Annotated in this window: 9 protein-coding genes, 1 pseudogene and 1 riboswitch; of the genes and pseudogenes, 6 read left to right on the forward strand and 4 right to left on the reverse strand. The window is 54.0% G+C overall.

Annotated elements, in window-relative coordinates:
- The first annotated feature begins 20 nt into the window (after positions 1–20).
- The gene (locus RSE16_07375; protein WRH74558.1) at positions 21–767 is read left to right on the forward strand and encodes an NAD-dependent deacylase; all 747 of its coding nucleotides are present in this window, start codon (positions 21–23) and stop codon (positions 765–767) included.
- Positions 767–1342, forward strand: coding sequence for a hypothetical protein (locus RSE16_07380; GenBank protein WRH74559.1), 576 nt, complete (start codon positions 767–769; stop codon positions 1340–1342). The genes RSE16_07375 and RSE16_07380 overlap by 1 nt, the downstream gene beginning before the upstream one ends.
- 10 nt (positions 1343–1352) lie before the next feature.
- Here RSE16_07380 and RSE16_07385 read toward each other — a convergent pair whose 3' ends face one another.
- On the reverse strand, positions 1353–1730 hold the full coding sequence (locus tag RSE16_07385; GenBank protein WRH74560.1) for a hypothetical protein: 378 nt from the start codon (positions 1728–1730) through the stop codon (positions 1353–1355).
- 273 nt (positions 1731–2003) lie between these two features.
- A riboswitch (SAM-I-IV-variant riboswitch) is annotated at positions 2004–2100 on the forward strand.
- On the opposite strand from RSE16_07385, the gene RSE16_07390 reads away from it, so the two are divergent.
- Both RSE16_07390 and RSE16_07395 read left to right on the forward strand, forming a co-directional pair.
- Positions 2101–2613, forward strand: a complete 513-nt coding sequence (locus RSE16_07390; protein ID WRH74561.1) for a hypothetical protein — start codon at positions 2101–2103, stop codon at positions 2611–2613.
- Positions 2597–2995 carry a hypothetical protein gene (locus RSE16_07395; GenBank protein WRH74562.1) on the forward strand — a complete coding sequence of 133 codons (399 nt, stop codon included), beginning with the start codon at positions 2597–2599 and terminating at the stop codon, positions 2993–2995. Before RSE16_07390 ends, RSE16_07395 begins: the two co-directional genes overlap by 17 nt.
- Before the next feature lie 1043 nt (positions 2996–4038).
- Here RSE16_07395 and RSE16_07400 read toward each other — a convergent pair.
- Entirely contained in the window at positions 4039–4527 is a 489-nt protein-coding gene (locus RSE16_07400) for a hypothetical protein (protein WRH74563.1), read from the reverse strand.
- Positions 4528–5952: 1425 nt separating this feature from the next.
- Here RSE16_07400 and RSE16_07405 point away from each other — a divergent pair.
- Entirely contained in the window at positions 5953–19488 is a 13536-nt protein-coding gene (locus RSE16_07405) for a putative Ig domain-containing protein (protein ID WRH74564.1), read from the forward strand.
- Positions 19489–19636: 148 nt separating this feature from the next.
- On the opposite strand, the gene RSE16_07410 is transcribed toward RSE16_07405, so the two are convergent.
- Positions 19637–20446, reverse strand: a complete 810-nt coding sequence (locus RSE16_07410) for a Fic family protein (protein WRH77319.1) — start codon at positions 20444–20446, stop codon at positions 19637–19639.
- Between the two features lie 63 nt (positions 20447–20509).
- Positions 20510–20749 (reverse strand): annotated as a pseudogene (locus RSE16_07415) (DUF4172 domain-containing protein).
- A 213-nt stretch (positions 20750–20962) separates the two neighbouring features.
- Here RSE16_07415 and RSE16_07420 point away from each other — a divergent pair.
- The gene (locus RSE16_07420; GenBank protein WRH74565.1) at positions 20963–21310 is read left to right on the forward strand and encodes a hypothetical protein; all 348 of its coding nucleotides are present in this window, start codon (positions 20963–20965) and stop codon (positions 21308–21310) included.
- Positions 21311–21312: the final 2 nt, after the last annotated feature.

The raw sequence follows: 21312 nt of genomic DNA on the forward strand, positions 1-21312 counted from the left end.
ATCAGGATGTCAGAGACAGAATGCTCAAAGGCAAATTCAATATATTCATTCTTACCGGCGCAGGAATATCCGCCGAGAGCGGATTGACCACATTCAGAGCGGAAGGCGGTCTCTGGTCCGGCCACAGGATTGAAGATGTTTGCACACCAGACGCTTTGGCAACAAATCCTGACCTTGTTTGTGGTTTCTATGACGAACGCAAGAAAGCCGCATCAAAAGCGCTGCCCAATCCGGCGCATGAGGCGCTAGCGGAACTAGAGCGCTTTTGGCGAAACGCTGCCTTGGGTAATTTCACCCTGATAACTCAGAATGTTGATGACCTTCACGAGCGCGCTGGTTCCCAAAATCTCATACACATGCACGGAGAGCTTAACTCTGCATATTGCATGGACTGCAGCGTCCAGTTTGTTCGCCATGGACCGCTTGAGGGCAATCGGGAATGTCCAAGTTGCAGCCAAGAGGCTCTGCGGCCGGACATTGTTTTATTCGGCGAAACGCCGAGATGCTTGCCAACAATTGAGGCGGCACTCGAAGCTTGCCACATCTTTGTTGCCATCGGCACGTCAGGCAATGTTGTGCCAGCAGCCGACTTTGCGGCCCAAGCCAAATCGCATGGCGCAGAGACGCTTTTGCTTAATCTTGAGATCCCTGAACTACCCGTGCAGTTTTCAGATTGCCGGATGGGTCTAGCAAGCCAGATCGTGCCTCAATGGGTAAGTGAACTCCTCCTCAAAATGAATGGCACCATGCAGAGATCAGGCGAGTAATGAGCGGCGCACGAAATGTTTACTACCTGCCTGGCCGCGGCGGCCGAATTGACGCCGGCCTCGGTTTGGAAATTCAATCTCGTGGCTTTTCTGTGTTCGGGCGCGATATGTCCGGAGACCTCCAACGTCTAAGGTTCTCAGATCAGATCCGGGTCATCGCTGACGATCTGAAAGCCGGTTTCTGGGCGGAGGAAGCATTAGTCATTGCAAACTCCTTTGGTGCTTATCTTTATCTTCATGCGCAAACTTTAGTGGACCCGTTCCCTGGCAGAGTGCTGCTACTTTCTCCGATCATTGGTGCTGCGGCCACCCTAGGAAACGGCCCCCGATTTTCTCCGCCGCATGCTGATCGGTTAGCAGGGCTGGCAGAGGCTGGTAAATTGCGCGTTGCTTCACGCTGCGAGATCCACGTTGGCGAGTTGGATTGGCAATGCCAGCCAGCATCATTGAACCGCTTTGGCGAGCAAGTCGGCATTGCAGTCTCTGTCGTGGCCGGAGGCGGGCACAGGTTAGATAAGAGCTACGTCTCTCGATTGCTTGATGGCTGGCTCCCGAACAGCGAACCCGCAACATAGCGAGCCCCTCTCACGTGCCAATGATGGCAATGATTACGCTTAAAGCGATCAAGGTGATCCACGGCCAAGGCGTTGCCCATGGTGACTGCATTTTCACTGCCTGCAGTTGGGCTATTGCCATTTTTACACTGGCTTGTTGGACGTGGAGGTTCTTGATGGCAGCCCTCATTACGTCGGCCTCGACATATGTTGCAGCGTCGTCCGCTAGAAGCTCTACCTCATCCAGTAACCTGAGCACTTCTTGCAGCCGTGGAAGCGCGTTTTGAACAGGCGTGCCCAGCAGTGCCATCGCCTCTTCATGCTTGCTCTTGGCTAGCGTCAACATCTGGCTGATATGTTCCACCGCAGTATCAGGCAGGTCAAGATGGTCAGTGTCCATGAAACTCACATTAGTTCGCCTTTGCTGCATATTTATCCCTGCCGGGCGGTGAAGCTAGGCGACAGCTTTCCCCGCGATACTTGCCTTTAGATATCTCATTTGGCCGAGTCCAGCAGCGCTGCTCCCTAGCGTTACCGAAGCACTTTTGAGCCTTAGAAAATAGACCCAGGCCGGCCGACGGTCATAAAGAGCGGGTAGTCCTAACATCTGCCAAGGCTGGCTGAATTTGCGGACAGGACAAATTTATGGGCTTGATACTTCGATAGCATCATGCCATCAATCAGCCATCGTTCAGAAGGGCATTGGGCCCTGCCAACCGACCAACTCCGGCACCGGTGGCAAAATAACGAGGCTCTTACGAGCAAACTGGGAGTAGCTTATGACTAAAGACGGCATTGCCTTGAGCGGGGAGCGGCCCCGCGCTTATGACATTATTCGCTCTGAACAGGCGCAAGCTGAAGCGCTGGCGGCCGAACTGCTATTGGCGGTAAGGGCCCAGCTATCTGCAGCTTCCTCTGATCTGGATAATGTGGGCGCTGACGCAATCATGATGAATGCGTTGCTTATCCGTGCAGGCACCCAGCGCTACTACTGGCCTACGCTGGAGTGGTTATTGCAAGCTGCTTATGATCATGGCCACCGGCCTTATACCAATCCGATATGTCGGTTGGTTGACGCTGGAACCGAGTTTGAGCGTTACAACTCCTTCGATTACTACCACCGTCAAGTTCCCGCAGTGGATGAGGACTATCAGGATCCTCCTCCAGGCTTTTACCGCCCGCTGCGCTTTATGCCTGCCGATCTTTACAAGTGGGAAGCAGAGTTGGGGACGGACAACGAAAATACTCGCCGTCTTTATGAGGGGGAGGACATCGATGGACGTGATGCTTGAGGGTTTTGCGCGTTATTATGGCCGTGGACCCCGCCCTAGTGTCATTTTGCCCTATCAAATGATCGCCGACACAAAAGGCGATATGATTGGACACTTGGCTGCCAAGCTTCTCGACACACCCGGCGGTTGGTCGCCTATAAAGGAGCGAATGCGTGAGCATCTAGAGCGTTTGACGCGGATGCATCAGTATGAAGGCGCTTGGTTGGACTACCGCCATTATCAACTGACCAGAGTGGGCCAGTCGTTCCAATATCAAGTGCCTGAAGGCAAGCGTGGTTTTCTCAGTCAGTTTTCTGGGCACCGTGTTCGCTTGGTATGCACGTACAACGGCCCATTTCGCAAATGGGTGCGTGTCGGCCGCGTGGCGTATCCTTCAGAGTGAAATGATGGGTTGCGGCCCACCTGTACCTGAAAATCCAGAGACAATCAGTGTCAGGGCAAATGCAAGAAAACGTCCAACTCTGTCGATACGATAATGCGGTTTCCCAAAAAGCAATTAATGGAAAGGACTAAATATGGTTTTTGTAAAAACGAAATGGGGCGGCTTCCATGAGCCGCCATACACTGAGGCTGAAATCCTAGAGGGTTCACGACGGTCAAACAGTGGGGTCGTAGCTTTTAAAAGCCATCAGCACCGTCAGCCTCCTCATCATCCTGATGCGCGTGAAGACCTTGAAGATCCAGACGTTCAAATGAAAACATAGCTGACATGACCTCAGCTTTCTAGCAACTGAGAGTAGAGCCCGACGGTGGTGCAGCCCCGCCCAACCTATGACCGCAGTTTTTCGCCTTGGTTTATGACCAACGGCCATTTGGCGCCTGTAAACTTTCAGGTCTTCATGCTGTACCCACTTGCCCTGCCGAGGATATCTGCAGCGGAAAACCTGACTGCGAATAGTCCAAAATTCGGGTGACGGAGCGTGAGCAGCTTAATTAATTTGAAGCCGGAGCGCCGCCTATGACACAATTTGTCGAGACAGTGTGATCAAACGGTCGTTGCCCTCTTTAGGCTCGATGGGGCGCCCCCAATACCCTTGGTCATCAATGCAGCTTTGATAAACACGTTCAGATAGTTTTTTGTCTACGCAGCTGCGGTCCACCGTCAAATTTTCTGCGGGAAGGAGGCAACCAAGCTCCGTTCTCAAGAAGGGATTACAGGCCTTCAACTGGGACCATTCGTTATCGTTCTTAATGGCTATGCACCGATCAATTATGTCTTCTTTGCGCTGTTCGTTAGCTGAGTGTGCTGTCGCGTATAAAGGTACCGCGCTGACAACAATCCAACTCAAGACATATAGTTTCATACTTCTTCTCCGACCTTCCAAACGGTGGCACAATCACCTCGCTTCGCTTGGAGATGGTTTTGGCTCTTTGCCTTCACAGAGGCATTCCCGTTCGAAGCTGACGTCTGCTCTTCCAAGGCTGCTACCCCTGAAATGCACTGACTTCTAGGGTGGCTGGGGGCAGAAGCTTTCCATATGCTATGGTCAAGAGCCAATCATGCCAATCCACATTATCAAATCTGTGCACCAATGCCTGGGTCAAGAGATCTTCTGCGTGATAGCCGTTTTCAACATTTTGATGACCTAGAACAATCGTCACATTGCGGACGATCGCTGCTTGGTCGCGCCATAGACCCAATTCGTTTTTTAGCCATGCTTTCCATTTGCGTTCAATAACCACTTCGCGGTCCGTTTGAAAAAATAGCGGCATCTCAGTTTTTAGACATTCAAATCGCCATGCTGCGGCTACTAAATCATGGGCGAGCTGCAGTGTTCGATGGTCAAATTGAAACACTCCATCCCATTTTTTTGGGTAGTCTTGACCGGCCAGCATGAATCCAGCTTTCATGTGGTTCAGGCATGCACTTACCATCAAACTCAACGAGCTTTGGTAAACATCATGCTGGATCAATGAGACCCTCACTGAAGGATCATTATCGCCATGGAAGTAGTCAGTAACCCACATTTCCGACGATGGTCCTTTTCTTTGACGGCCCTCGGCTCGCTAGCGTTCCCGATTAATCCTAGGTAGAGTATCAGGCGGACTAATTTGGCGGCTTAGAATTCTACTCTTGTGGCTGGCCTTTCCGATGCGCGATGTCACCACCTCAATCACAATAATCCGAATAACTCGAGTGCCGATTGAACTGGTATGATTGAAAGGGCCATAAAAACCATATTCGCGAACATTAATCCAATCGGAGCGCATAAAAATAATAATGCCTTTTTCCAGATTGATGGAGGCAATATTACAAAATCATCTACATTATAAGAATAATAAATAAAAACAATAAACCAATATATGTAGAACAATGTTATAAAATGTAAAAATGTTTCTTCATGATTTTGATCGCCATTTGAAATCATCGCAAGTGCTAAAGTCATCGGAAATTGAAGTATAATCAACTCCGATATGCTCGTAACTTTGCGTCTATCCATTGCGATCCTCCTGCACTTGAATATTTAAGAACGTCACAAATTGAGTGCGTCTACTATCAGTGTAACCGTAGGTTTGGGCAGATGACGTGACCACCAGTTGCGATTAGAGTCTGACGGCTTTGTTGCGCATAAGCGCGGTTGAAGCAATGGCCTGCCTTAGTCCGAATTGATCAACTTCAGACGTTACGAATTGTGCCAGTCCCATAAGTTTGGACCCAAAGTGATCATTCTTTCTGGGCAAGAAACGCACGGGCCCTAAGGGGCTGTTTTGTGGCGCAGGACCCATCAAGATGCCTCGGCACAGCGTAGGGGAGGGCCATGTCACCCCCAGCATTCCTGTGATCTTCAAATATACAAATGAAACAAAGACGCGCCATTATTAGCGATTAATATAGTTAACGAACGAAGCCAATGCTTTCGATAAAAAATGCCATTTCTCCAATCAAAGACATCAAGATTGCAAAGTGAATGCAATATCATGGTTAACGGATTTTAATCATAATCTTCCCGTTCCCTAGAACAGCTTCTTTGCGATTCTAAAATGAAAGTCCGTTCTCAGTCGGGCTGATGGGGAGTATGTATGGCCAGTCCGATCATTGTCGCTGCTTTAGCGACCAGTTCTCGAGCCCTTTCCGCTTCAGATATCACTAACCCAGTCACCCAGTTCTTCTGGGATCCAGCGCAAGGTGGGAATGGACATATCTATGAATATGTCAGCACCCAAACGTCATGGCAACAGGCTGCATCGCAAGCAACAAGTCGTTCTATTGCCGGCGTCCCCGGTTATCTTGCTACAGTGACGACACAGAGTGAGTTGGCGGCTGTTTGGGGCGCTTTTGGAGCCCTCTACAATCTTTCTGAGCGAGGCATTCCATGGGTTGCTGCCAGTGATAGCGCTGTGGAGGGGGTCTGGCGCTGGGTTGCCGGCCCTGAAGCAGGCCAACTGGTGGATGCGAGCTTATGGGCCGCAGGTGAGCCGAACAACCTTGGTGATGAAGATTATGCTGTTCTGCATTGGCAACGCGGCAACGGCCTATTTTTTGATTATCCAACTTCGCTCAATCAAGCCTCTGTAGTTGAGTATTCAGGCACTGTATCTGACAGCACGCCAGCAATCCCTGCAACATCGAGCGATTATGTAGAAGGTCGGGAGCTTTTTGCTGATATATCGCTAATCACAGATCCAGATGGCATGGGCGCTGTGAGTTTGGCGTGGCAGCGTTCGACCGACGGTGGGCTGACATGGATCAACATTCCGGGAGCAACCACAGCAAGCTACATGTTGGCACAGGCCGATGTAGGAAATTTAATCAGAGTGAGCGGAAGCTATACTGACGGCAGCGGTACGTCGGAAACGGTAACTTCAGCGAGTTCTACCCCAGTCATCAACATCAACAACGCACCACTGATCACTTCTAATAGCGGCGATAGCATTGCTAACATCACCGTCTCGGAGAACACCACGGCGGTCACCACCGTTGCGGCCACCGATGTCGATCCCAACACGACATTGAATTACTCAATTTCCGGCGGCGCGGATGCGGCACTGTTCATGGTCGATGCTGCAACAGGTGCACTGAGTTTCAAAACGGCCCCTGATTTCGAAAGTGCGGGCGATAGCAATGGTGACAATCGCTACGATGTCGTCGTTCAAGTCAGCGATGGAATTTTAACAGACACGCAGCAGATTGCGGTAGCTGTGACCAACGCCAATGACAGGCCGAGCGGGACCGTGAACATGCTATCGCAAGCTAGCCAAACTACTACTCGTGCTCTCAATGTTTCAGATATCACAAACCCTTCAATCCAATTCTATTGGGACCCTGCTCAAGGCGGAAATGGGCATATCTACGAATTTGTGAATACCGATGTTACCTGGCACACCGCATTTAGTCTCGCAAACCAGAGCACCTTGGCAGGCACGCAGGGTTACCTCGTAACCGTGACTTCGATTGCTGAATTGAACTTCATCGGGTCGCATATGAACCTGATTACCGTCGGGTGGGATGCAAGTGACGTTTGGATCGGAGCAAACGATAAGGCAGTCGAAGGAAACTATGTTTGGCTGAACGGTCCAGAGGAAGGGACAAATGCTCGAGAGTTTTTGGTCTCAACGGGCTGGAACCAGACTTACTCTGGCTGGCAGCCTGGTGACGACTATCTGTCTATCACGCGCGGCCCTGCCAAAAACATCCTAGCCATCCAGACACTAGACGAGCAATGGTTTAGAGGAGGCGCAGGCGGAAACAGCAGTGCTTATAGTTCGGTATTCTACGGAAATGGGTATGTAATCGAATACTCAGATACAACCACTACTGTTACGCCCGGGATCGTTGCCGGCACATCCGATTTTACGCAGGGGCGTACACTTTACGCCGACGCGAGTTTGATCAGTGATCCAGAAGGAGTTGGCTCAATCAACTGGCAGTGGCAGCGGTCAATTGATAGAGGGCTGGCTTGGCTTGATGTTACAGGCGCCAATGCAGCGAGTTACACGCTTGGCGATGCCGATGTTGGCAACCTAGTCAGGGTCGCAGCTGTTTACACCGACGGTCTTGGAACAGTTGAAACCGTCTACTCCCAACCCTCTAGCGCAGTCATCAATATCAACGACGCACCTGTGGTCGCAGCTGCGATTGCCGATCAGAGCGTCAATGAAGACACAGCCTGGAGCTATCAGGTTCCTGCAGGCACGTTCAGCGATGTCGATGGTGATTTGCTAATCTATAGTGCTACTTTGGCCAATGGCGCCCCGTTGCCTGACTGGCTTTTTTTTGATGCGCCAACCCGCACGTTTTCAGGAACACCGCCACTGAATGCGCTCGGAGTATTCAATGTTCTCGTAACTGTATCGGATGGCTTGGCCAGTGCTACTGATGTTTTTGCACTTAATGTGACAGGGGCTGTTGGACAGTTGATCGAAGGTACGGAAGCGGGTGAGACGCTGACGGGTTCTGCGGGAGCAGATACGATCAACGGCCTTGGCGGCAACGACACGATCTTTGGCCGTGCGGGTGACGACATCGTGAATGGTGGTGATGGATTTGATTACATCATCGGTGATGGCGGCAACGACATTATCTATGGAGGCGCAGACGGCGATTCCATCGATGGTATGGATGGTGACGATATTCTTGATGGCGGTGACGGTAACGACTTCGTCAACGCTTCTGCAGGTTCCGACGTGATGCGAGGCGGGGCCGGCAACGATAGCATGTATAGTTATAGTGTTGGGTCCGACAGTCGACAGATTGATGCCGGATCTGGTGACGATTCTCTTCGCCTGTTAGCCCTCGGTTCGGGGGCCTTGAACGTTGATCTTGGAGAAGGGAACGATGTTGTCTTTCTAGAGGCTTTGACCAACACAGGTGCGCAAATAGCCCTTGGCGCCGGCCAAGACCGTGTCGAGTTTCGTGTGGTCAATGGTATCGTGACCATTACCGACTTTGCAGCCGGTTTGCAGGGCGACATTCTGGACTGGTCGCAGTTGCAAAATGGCCAACTAGTCGGATGGGATGGTCTCAGTAATCCGTTCGGTCAAAGCGGCTTTTTGCGCATAGTCCAGTCAGGCGCAGATACACTGCTGCAGGTCAACAGAGATGGCGCTGCGGGCAACAGTGCAAACTTCACAACGCTGGCTATCCTCAAAAACGTCAATGCCGCAGAACTCACAGCATTCAACTTCGGTGGGTACAGCCCGGATGGCAGTTCAGCTGTTGGACAGTTGATCGAAGGTACGGAAGCGGGTGAGACGCTGACGGGTTCTGCGGGAGCAGATACGATCAACGGCCTTGGCGGCAGCGACACGATCTTTGGCCGTGCGGGTGACGACATCGTGAATGGTGGTGATGGATTTGATTACATCATCGGTGATGGCGGCAACGACATTATCTATGGAGGCGCAGACGGCGATTCCATCGATGGTATGGATGGTGACGATATTCTTGATGGCGGTGACGGTAACGACTTCGTCAACGCTTCTGCAGGTTCCGACGTGATGCGAGGCGGGGCCGGCAACGATAGCATGTATAGTTATAGTGTTGGGTCCGACAGTCGACAGATTGATGCCGGATCTGGTGACGATTCTCTTCGCCTGTTAGCCCTCGGTTCGGGGGCCTTGAACGTTGATCTTGGAGAAGGGAACGATGTTGTCTTTCTAGAGGCTTTGACCAACACAGGTGCGCAAATAGCCCTTGGCGCCGGCCAAGACCGTGTCGAGTTTCGTGTGGTCAATGGTATCGTGACCATTACCGACTTTGCAGCCGGTTTGCAGGGCGACATTCTGGACTGGTCGCAGTTGCAAAATGGCCAACTAGTCGGATGGGATGGTCTCAGTAATCCGTTCGGTCAAAGCGGCTTTTTGCGCATAGTCCAGTCAGGCGCAGATACACTGCTGCAGGTCAACAGAGATGGCGCTGCGGGCAACAGTGCAAACTTCACAACGCTGGCTATCCTCAAAAACGTCAATGCCGCAGAACTCACAGCATTCAACTTCGGTGGGTACAGCCCGGATGGCAGTTCAGCTGTTGGACAGTTGATCGAAGGTACGGAAGCGGGTGAGACGCTGACGGGTTCTGCGGGAGCAGATACGATCAACGGCCTTGGCGGCAGCGACACGATCTTTGGCCGTGCGGGTGACGACATCGTGAATGGTGGTGATGGATTTGATTACATCATTGGTGATGGCGGCAACGACATTATCTATGGAGGCGCAGACGGCGATTCCATCGATGGTATGGATGGTGACGATATTCTTGATGGCGGCGACGGTAACGACTTCGTCAACGCTTCTGCAGGTTCCGACGTGATGCGAGGCGGGGCCGGCAACGATAGCATGTATAGTTATAGTGTTGGGTCCGACAGTCGACAGATTGATGCCGGATCTGGTGACGATTCTCTTCGCCTGTTAGCCCTCGGTTCGGGGGCCTTGAACGTTGATCTTGGAGAAGGGAACGATGTTGTCTTTCTAGAGGCTTTGACCAACACAGGTGCGCAAATAGCCCTTGGCGCCGGCCAAGACCGTGTCGAGTTTCGTGTGGTCAATGGTATCGTGACCATTACCGACTTTGCAGCCGGTTTGCAGGGCGACATTCTGGACTGGTCGCAGTTGCAAAATGGCCAACTAGTCGGATGGGATGGTCTCAGTAATCCGTTCGGTCAAAGCGGCTTTTTGCGCATAGTCCAGTCAGGCGCAGATACACTGCTGCAGGTCAACAGAGATGGCGCTGCGGGCAACAGTGCAAACTTCACAACGCTGGCTATCCTCAAAAACGTCAATGCCGCAGAACTCACAGCATTCAACTTCGGTGGGTTCGATCCGGGGAGCATCACGTTCTTAGGAAGCGCAGGAGATGACCAGCTTGTGGGTAGCAATCGCGATGACGTCTTCGATGGTTTGACCGGTGACGATATCTTGACCGGCTCTGGCGGCAATGACAGCCTCAACGGCGGCGAAGGTATTGACACTTCAGTCTATGACGGTTCGCCTAGCGATTACACCGTTACAACAAATCCTGAAGGCAGCGTCACTGTAGCGGACAATCGTCCCGGCAACCCGAACGGCACAGACACATTGGTCGCTGTCGAGCGCCTGAACATTGGTGGAATACTCTATGCCGCAGATGGCAAGCCGCTGATCATTTCGAATGGCGGTGCGGATGCGGCGACAGTCAGCATTGCCGAGAATAGCACCTTTGTGATGCAGATGGTTGCAACTTCGCTCAATGTGAACGCTACTTTGGTCTATTCGATTTCTGGCGGCGCCGATGCAGCGCTGTTCCAAATTGACCATTCGACTGGTGCACTAGGTTTCAAGGTCGCACCTGACTTTGAGGCACCCGCTGATATGGACGCGAATAATGTTTATGAAGTCCAAGTTCGCGTTAGTGATGGGATCACATTCAGCGATCAACTGATTAGGGTCAGCGTTGCCGATCGCAATGAGATCATTGGTACAGTAGGGCCGGACAGTTTGTTAGCCGGCCCAGAGAGTGCGGACCTTCTCGGTTTAGAAAGCAATGACACGCTCACAGGCGGTGCTGGTGACGACAGGCTCACCGGCGGTGCTGGAAACGACACCCTCACAGGCGGTGCAGGACGCGATACCTTCATCGTAGATGCCGGTAGTGATCAGATCACAGACTTTGGCAACGGCAACGATGTCCTGACCGTTGCTGCAGGCGCTGGTGCCGGTTTGACGCTCGGCGCTGACTGGACCGCAGTAGCTGCCGACCTTCAGATAGATGGCGGCGTCAATATCAATGCGAACGGCTATAACGTCGACCTGTCAGCAATCACGACCGGCAGCGGGTTCGGCGTCTCCAATAATAGCAGTGTAGGTGTGACGCTGACCGGCTCCGCCTTCGATGACGCTCTCACCGGAGGCTCTGGCAACGACACGATCATTGGCCTTGCTGGCAACGACACGCTCCACGGCGGCTCTGGCCAGGACACGCTCACCGGCGGCGCAGGGGCTGATACCTTTGTTACCACCTATGACTACAGTGTCTTCAACGTCGACATGATCACAGATCTCGGTCTTGGCGCTGACGTGCTTCAGGCTAACGGCACCTCTGATGCCGAACGCCAGGGAATCTATCCGCGGCTAGTCTTTAACGCGACACTGGGAGCGGACTGGACTGCTACATCGGCAACCTACAACAACTATTCGACCGTCAACCTTACCAGCAACGGCTTTGCCGTTGACCTTTCGGCTGCCTCTGGCAATCGCGGTTTCACAGTCACTAATATCGGTGCTGCCACCCAGCTCATAGGCTCGACCTTCAACGACACGCTCACAGGCGGTGCTGGTGACGACAGGCTCACCGGCGGTGCTGGAAACGACACCCTCACAGGCGGTGCAGGACGCGATACCTTCATCGTAGATGCCGGTAGTGATCAGATCACAGACTTTGGCAACGGCAACGATGTCCTGACCGTTGCTGCAGGCGCTGGTGCCGGTTTGACGCTCGGCGCTGACTGGACCGCAGTAGCTGCCGACCTTCAGATAGATGGCGGCGTCAATATCAATGCGAACGGCTATAACGTCGACCTGTCAGCAATCACGACCGGCAGCGGGTTCGGCGTCTCCAATAATAGCAGTGTAGGTGTGACGCTGACCGGCTCCGCCTTCGATGACGCTCTCACCGGAGGCTCTGGCAACGACACGATCATTGGCCTTGCTGGCAACGACACGCTCCACGGCGGCTCTGGCCAGGACACGCTCACCGGCGGCGCAGGGGCTGATACCTTTGTTACCACCTATGACTACAGTGTCTTCAACGTCGACATGATCACAGATCTCGGTCTTGGCGCTGACGTGCTTCAGGCTAACGGCACCTCTGATGCCGAACGCCAGGGAATCTATCCGCGGCTAGTCTTTAACGCGACACTGGGAGCGGACTGGACTGCTACATCGGCAACCTACAACAACTATTCGACCGTCAACCTTACCAGCAACGGCTTTGCCGTTGACCTTTCGGCTGCCTCTGGCAATCGCGGTTTCACAGTCACTAATATCGGTGCTGCCACCCAGCTCATAGGCTCGACCTTCAACGACACGCTCACAGGCGGTGCTGGTGACGACAGGCTCACCGGCGGTGCTGGAAACGACACCCTCACAGGCGGTGCAGGACGCGATACCTTCATCGTAGATGCCGGTAGTGATCAGATCACAGACTTTGGCAACGGCAACGATGTCCTGACCGTTGCTGCAGGCGCTGGTGCCGGTTTGACGCTCGGCGCTGACTGGACCGCAGTAGCTGCCGACCTTCAGATAGATGGCGGCGTCAATATCAATGCGAACGGCTATAACGTCGACCTGTCAGCAATCACGACCGGCAGCGGGTTCGGCGTCTCCAATAATAGCAGTGTAGGTGTGACGCTGACCGGCTCCGCCTTCGATGACGCTCTCACCGGAGGCTCTGGCAACGACACGATCATTGGCCTTGCTGGCAACGACACGCTCCACGGCGGCTCTGGCCAGGACACGCTCACCGGCGGCGCAGGGGCTGATACCTTTGTTACCACCTATGACTACAGTGTCTTCAACGTCGACATGATCACAGATCTCGGTCTTGGCGCTGACGTGCTTCAGGCTAACGGCACCTCTGATGCCGAACGCCAGGGAATCTATCCGCGGCTAGTCTTTAACGCGACACTGGGAGCGGACTGGACTGCTACATCGGCAACCTACAACAACTATTCGACCGTCAACCTTACCAGCAACGGCTTTGCCGTTGACCTTTCGGCTGCCTCTGGCAATCGCGGTTTCACAGTCACTAATATCGGTGCTGCCACCCAGCTCATAGGCTCGACCTTCAACGACACGCTCACAGGCGGTGCTGGTGACGACAGGCTCACCGGCGGTGCTGGAAACGACACCCTCACAGGCGGTGCAGGACGCGATACCTTCATCGTAGATGCCGGTAGTGATCAGATCACAGACTTTGGCAACGGCAACGATGTCCTGACCGTTGCTGCAGGCGCTGGTGCCGGTTTGACGCTCGGCGCTGACTGGACCGCAGTAGCTGCCGACCTTCAGATAGATGGCGGCGTCAATATCAATGCGAACGGCTATAACGTCGACCTGTCAGCAATCACGACCGGCAGCGGGTTCGGCGTCTCCAATAATAGCAGTGTAGGTGTGACGCTGACCGGCTCCGCCTTCGATGACGCTCTCACCGGAGGCTCTGGCAACGACACGATCATTGGCCTTGCTGGCAACGACACGCTCCACGGCGGCTCTGGCCAGGACACGCTCACCGGCGGCGCAGGGGCTGATACCTTTGTTACCACCTATGACTACAGTGTCTTCAACGTCGACATGATCACAGATCTCGGTCTTGGCGCTGACGTGCTTCAGGCTAACGGCACCTCTGATGCCGAACGCCAGGGAATCTATCCGCGGCTAGTCTTTAACGCGACACTGGGAGCGGACTGGACTGCTACATCGGCAACCTACAACAACTATTCGACCGTCAACCTTACCAGCAACGGCTTTGCCGTTGACCTTTCGGCTGCCTCTGGCAATCGCGGTTTCACAGTCACTAATATCGGTGCTGCCACCCAGCTCATAGGCTCGACCTTCAACGACACGCTCACAGGCGGTGCTGGTGACGACAGGCTCACCGGCGGTGCTGGAAACGACACCCTCACAGGCGGTGCAGGACGCGATACCTTCATCGTAGATGCCGGTAGTGATCAGATCACAGACTTTGGCAACGGCAACGATGTCCTGACCGTTGCTGCAGGCGCTGGTGCCGGTTTGACGCTCGGCGCTGACTGGACCGCAGTAGCTGCCGACCTTCAGATAGATGGCGGCGTCAATATCAATGCGAACGGCTATAACGTCGACCTGTCAGCAATCACGACCGGCAGCGGGTTCGGCGTCTCCAATAATAGCAGTGTAGGTGTGACGCTGACCGGCTCCGCCTTCGATGACGCTCTCACCGGAGGCTCTGGCAACGACACGATCATTGGCCTTGCTGGCAACGACACGCTCCACGGCGGCTCTGGCCAGGACACGCTCACCGGCGGCGCAGGGGCTGATACCTTTGTTACCACCTATGACTACAGTGTCTTCAACGTCGACATGATCACAGATCTCGGTCTTGGCGCTGACGTGCTTCAGGCTAACGGCACCTCTGATGCCGAACGCCAGGGAATCTATCCGCGGCTAGTCTTTAACGCGACACTGGGAGCGGACTGGACTGCTACATCGGCAACCTACAACAACTATTCGACCGTCAACCTTACCAGCAACGGCTTTGCCGTTGACCTTTCGGCTGCCTCTGGCAATCGCGGTTTCACAGTCACTAATATCGGTGCTGCCACCCAGCTCATAGGCTCGACCTTCAACGACACGCTCACAGGCGGTGCTGGTGACGACAGGCTCACCGGCGGTGCTGGAAACGACACCCTCACAGGCGGTGCAGGACGCGATACCTTCATCGTAGATGCCGGTAGTGATCAGATCGACGGAGGTGTCGGTAATGATACTCTGATAGTGTCGGGTTTGCGCTCAAACTATACACTCACGGCTTTAGCAAACGGTGCTTATAACCTTATCGGTCCAGATGGGATTGACCATCTGGTTAGTGTCGAGGTTGTTCGCTTTGATGATCAGATCGTAAAACTTGTTAACACAGAGCCGGAGTTGAACTCGCCTGCAGTTGCAAAACAAATTACAGAGGATATGGCTTGGATTTACCAAGTCCCGGCTGATACATTCAGCGATGTAGACGGCGATGTACTTACCTACAGTGCCACCTCGGGCGATGGCTCAGCGCTTCCGCAATGGCTCAAATTTGATGCAGCTTCGCAGACCTTCTCAGGCACACCGCCGCTGAACTTCAACGGCAACATTAGCCTGACCGTCACAGCGTCTGACCCGAGCGGACTGACTGCTTCAGATACATTCGTGCTAACTGTGAACCCTGTTGAGGATGAAGCAACCGGTACGCTTGTCGTTGCTGGTGCGGTCGCTGAAGGCGGCTTGGTCACAGCTGATCTCTCGGCCAGCGATGTCGACGGTGCGATTGTGGCGACCAGCTATCAGTGGCAGATCTCAGCCAATGGTGTGGGCGGTTGGACCAACATCGCAGGCGGAACATCTGCAAACTATCAGATCGCCTCCGATCAAAGTGAGGTTGGCAAGTATCTGCGTGTGGTTGCAACCACCACTGATGCACTTGGCGGAACCACTGCGTTCACCAGCGCAGCAACTGCGGCAATTGCCAATGTGAACGATGCGCCTGTCGTTGCAACCGCGATTGCCGATCAAAGCGGCAATGAAGACACAGCTTGGAGCTATCAGGTTCCTGCAGGCACCTTCAGCGATGTCGATGGCGATACGCTCACCTACACGGCAACGCTCGCCAATGGCGACCCGCTGCCGACCTGGCTGAGCTTTGATGCAGCAACCCGCACCTTTAGCGGAACGCCGCCTCAGGATTTTAACGGTAATATCAGCCTCACCGTCACAGCCTCAGATGGCAGCCTAACGGCTTCGGATGAGTTCGTTCTCACCGTCAATGCGGTCAACGACGCTCCCGTGGTCGCAGCTGCGATCACCGATCAAAGCGTCAATGAAGACACAGCCTGGAGCTATCAGGTTCCTGCCGGCACGTTCAGCGATGTCGACGGTGATATACTCACCTACTCGGCGAAGCTGGCCAATGGCGACGCGCTGCCGGCTTGGCTGGCCTTCGATGCGGCAACCCGCACCTTTAGCGGAACGCCAACGCCGAACTTTAACGGCGATATCAGCCTCACCGTCACAGCCTCAGATGGCGGCCTGACCGCTTCAGACACGTTCGTACTGACCGTGAACCCGGTTGAGGATGAAGCGACCGGCAGCGTAGCTGTAATCGGAACGGTCGCCGAAGGCGGAACCGTTGGCGTTGATGTAAATGTTACAGATGTTGATGGAGCCATCACGGGCACCACATATCAGTGGCAGATCTCCGCCAATGGCACCGACGGATGGACCGATCTTAGCGGTGCAACTGCTGTAACCTACGCAATCGCGTCGGATCAGAGCCAGGTTGGCAAGTATCTGCGTGTGGTTGCAACAACCACCGATGCGTTGGGCGGCACGAGCGAGTTTGTGAGCGCTCCGACTGCGGCCATCGCCAATGTGAACGATGCGCCCGTGATCGCAGCGCTGATCGCCGATCAGTCTGCGACTGAAGATGCTCCGTTCAGCTTTGTGGTGCCGGCAGGCAGCTTTGCTGATGTGGATCCGGGCGATGTGCTGAGCTTGAGCGCAAGCCTTGCTGATGGCAGCCCGCTGCCGGCTTGGCTCTCGTTCAATCCAGCAACGATGACCTTCAGCGGTACACCGCTCAGAGGCGATGTCGGTACCGTGTCTGTGCGGGTAACCGCAACCGATGTTGGCGGCTTGACCGTTAGCGATGACTTCAACCTGACCGTGGCTCCAGAGACCATTGCGCCTACTGCTATCATTACAGATAATGTTCCTGGCACTGCGACAGGGACGGTTCTTTACACGGTTACGTTTAGCGAGACCGTCACCGGGCTTGCGGCCAATGACTTTGCCGTCACCAATGGTACGGTCAGCTCTGTGACCGGTAGCGGTACAAGCTATGTGGTTGCGGTTGCGCCTACTGCAGGCTTTGAAGGCAGCCTTGCGCTATCGTTGAACGCAGCAGCGGTCATCGACAAGGCCGGCAATGCGAACGCAGCTGTCAATGCAGCAGCACAGTTGGTTGATACCCGTGCGCCTGTGTTGACCACCATCACCCCTGTTGCAGACAGCATCGGTGCTGCAGTCGCAACCAACATCACGCTGGCATACTCAGAAGCCATACGTGCAGGCACTGGCGTGATTGAACTGCGCACTGCTGCAGGTGTGCTGGTGGAGAGCTTCAATGTTGCAACCAGCAACAGGCTGAGCTTTACAGGTTCGACCCTGACGATCGATCCGACCGCATCGCTGAATGGGGGAACGCAATATCGTCTGACCGTGCCGCAAGGCGCGGTGCTCGATACAGCAGGCAATGCCGCAGCCGCATTGGCAACCTATGCCTTTACGACCCAGGCCCTTGTCAACATCATCAACGGGACGGCTGTTGCCAACACATTGAACGGCACTGCAGGCGATGATGAGATTTATGGGCTTGGCGGTAATGACACATTGAACGGCAATGCCGGTAATGACCTTCTGGATGGCGGGTCAGGCGTTGACCGTATGACAGGCGGTGCAGGCGATGATATCTATATCGTCGACAATGCTGCCGATACGGTCACTGAGGCGGCCAATGCCGGTATCGATCTGGTGCGCACGACCCGCAACAACTACACCCTGACCAACAATGTCGAGAACCTCACTTATGTGGGTGATGCAACCTTTACAGGAACCGGCAATGGCCTTGCCAACCGGATCCAGGGCGGCATTGGCAATGATCTGATCGATGGCAGGGCCGGCGCGGACACGATGATCGGCGGCATTGGTAATGATCGCTATGTGGTCGACAATGTAGGCGATGTGGTCGTGGAACAGGCCGGTGAAGGCACAGACACGGTCACAGCATCGATGAGCTATGTTCTGGGCGCCAATGTCGAGAACCTGACGCTCAGCGGCAATGCTGCGATTAATGGTACCGGCAATGCGGTTGCGAACATCATCACCGGCAATAATGGCGCGAACATCCTTCGCGGCGGTGGCGGTGCAGATACATTGAACGGCGGCGCTGGTAATGACACGGCTGCATTCGAACAGGCTGTTGCCAACTATGCGATCGATCATAGTGGGACTGCGATCATCGTCAGCGATCTGGTTGGCGGTGAAGGCACTGACACGCTCACAGCCATCGAGACGCTGAGCTTCTTAGGATCAAGCTATAATGTGGTGGCAGGCACGGGTGCTGCCAATGTCATCACTGGCGGCGCAGGCTCACAGGCGATCTTTGGGCTTGGCGGCGCTGATACGATCAATGGCGGGGCTGGCAATGACATTGTCATTGGCGGGCTTGGCAATGACAATATCAGCATGGCCTCGGATACAGGTGGCCGTGACTTTATCGATGGCGGTGCAGGTGAAGATACCTTCACGCTGCTCACCGCTACCGGCGCTGAGAACTTTGTGATCTACACCAGGGCTGCCGCCCAACAGGCGATTGCAGGTTTGGTCATCAACCCCAACAGCGAGATTGTGGTTACCCGCAATGGTGCGGTCATTGCTGAACTTGATAATGTTGAAGAGATTGTGGTGAGTTCGCTCCGGGTCACCTCGCCTGCAGGGGCCAATGGCGGCACAGTTGCAGGTGATACGGTCCAGGTTGTGGGCGACTTCAACCAGACCAGCCTCAACTTCAACACGATCACAGTGAACGGGACAACGGCAAGCGATACGGTCGACATTACAGGACTTCAGTCTGAGCATCGCATCGTGTTCACCGGCAATGGCGGCACAGACAATGTTGTGGGCAACTTGCGGCCGCAGGATATCTTTGTGACAGACATTGAAGCTGCCACAACGAGCCTGACTGCCAGCCTTGCTGCCAGTGCTGCAACGAGTGCCACAACAAATGCCGCGACCAGTGCAGCAAGCGTCATAACCAGTGCCATAACCAGCACATCTGCCTCGCTGCAGGCCCTGAAACAGGCGGCGGTTGTATCTGCCGAGCCGCTAACAGATGACGCATCGCCCCAAATGCATCGTCTCCATCACAAGGAAGTCGATGACAGTGTAACCAGCCTGCTGCGCGACATGTTCGATGACAGCAAGACAGGCTCGCTGTTCCGCCATTGGGATGCAACCGATAAGCGCCAAGAAGCCAAGATCGACGATCATCCAGGCCTCGCCCATGACGCCGACGAAGACGCTGTCAAACTCTATGATGATAGCTGGAGCGATGTCCTCATCCGCAGACCAGATAGCTGGCATGCAGAGTTTGAGCATCTGATGTAAGGCACGCTCAACCAAACGCTACGCCGCCTGCCAGACATGGCCGGCGGCGTAGTTGTAAAGTTCAAGATTGACGCTGTCGGTAGAATGCAACTGCCGGTTGTCATTAGAGCCACGAGATGCATCGTCAATTTTCGGGGTAAAGAGCGGGTCAGCCGGGTAGGGCGGTGCGCAATATGTAACTTGTGCTGCGCCCTCCAGCCGCTTCTTTTTCCAAAACGCCAAGGGTGATCAAGGCCTCAATATCCCTGAGCGCTGTATCGTGCGAGCATTTGGTAAGTTGCGCCCATTTTGATGAGGTCAGCTTGCCCTTGAAATTGTCGAGGAGCTTATTCAGCATCAAGCGCTGGCGGTCATTCATCGGCTTTTCGCGAAAGCTCTCCCAGAAGCGTGCTTTGAACATGACATTTTGCAGTTCATCTTCGGATCGGGTGATCGCACCATTGAGACAGTCAAGGAACCAAAGCAGCCAGCTTGTGATATCGAGATCGCTCTTTTGGGTTTTTTCCAGAATATCATAATAGCTTTTGCGGCGCTGGCGGATCTCAGAGGACATGGAATAAAATCGCTGGGAGCTGCCTTCTGAGCGCGCAAGGGCAATATCGGCGATGGCGCGCGCAATGCGTCCATTGCCATCATCAAAGGGATGAATGGTCACAAACCATAGATGCGCAATCGCAGCCTTAATCACTGGGTCATGCTTGTCATTACCGTCAAACCAATCCAAAAATCTGTGCATTTCTTGGGCCAGTAAGCTGGCGCTTGGCGCCTCATAATGTATTTTTTCTCGTCCATAGGGGCCTGAGACAACTTGCATGGGCCCTTCGTGATCGAGACGCCATGCGCCTACAATGATCCGGGTCATGCCGCTGCGGCCTGTCGGAAAAAGGGCCATATGCCAGTCGAAGAGGCGCTCTTGGGTCAGGGGCTTGGCAAAATTTTGCGTCGCATCGAGCATCATTTCAACCACGCCTTCGACATTACGGTCTGAATGTATAAGGCCCGCAATATCCATGCCCAATCGGCGCGCAATTGAGGAGCGGACTTGATCATGGTCGAGATCTTCGCCCTCTATTTCGCTCGATTTGAGAACGTCTTGGGTGAGGGTTGCGAGTATGGCCTCATTGCGCAGTTCAAAGCCTAGACTTTCCATCCGGCCGATGAGGCGGCCCTGCCGGTGTCTGACTGTTGCCAATAGGGTGGAAATCGCATCTTCTTGCCATTGGAAGTCGGGCCATTGCGGCAATTGATGAATATAGATCATATTTTACGCATCCTTTGCGTGTATTATCGCCTTTTTTCTCCGCATGGCAAGCGATATTCTACGCAAGCGATGCGTATCAAACTGGCCTTTATCTCCTTATGAGGCAGTTAGCTTCTCCCCATGTTGCGCTCGGCATGGCTCAAAAATGCAATTTATACTGATGTAAAATGAGAGCTATGCGAGGCCGCTCAAATGGCTATGACGGGGCGTCTTATGAAAACATCTCTTCCAGTTATTCGGCTACTCAACCTTTTGCGGGCAGTACGCGAACTCTCGCCATTTGACGCATTGGCAGCCGATGAAGAGCTGTTGTTAAATGATATCATTCTTAGGTGGCATGTTCAGGATCGGCTGACCATAAAGGAGGTTATGGATGACATACGCTACCCCTCCCGAACCACAGCCTATCGCCGCCTGGTCCAGATGAGAAATAAGGGAATGATCACCCTCGACACGGCAGATCATGATGGCCGGATCAAATATGTTTGCCCCACAGAGGCGTCGCTCAGCTATGTGGCCAGTCTCGAAGCGGGTGTCGCACAACTGGCACGCGGCCAGTAATT

Origin of the sequence: Sphingobium sp. (assembly GCA_035196065.1) — a bacterium.
Taxonomy (GTDB): Bacteria; Pseudomonadota; Alphaproteobacteria; order Sphingomonadales; family Sphingomonadaceae; genus Sphingorhabdus_B; species Sphingorhabdus_B rara.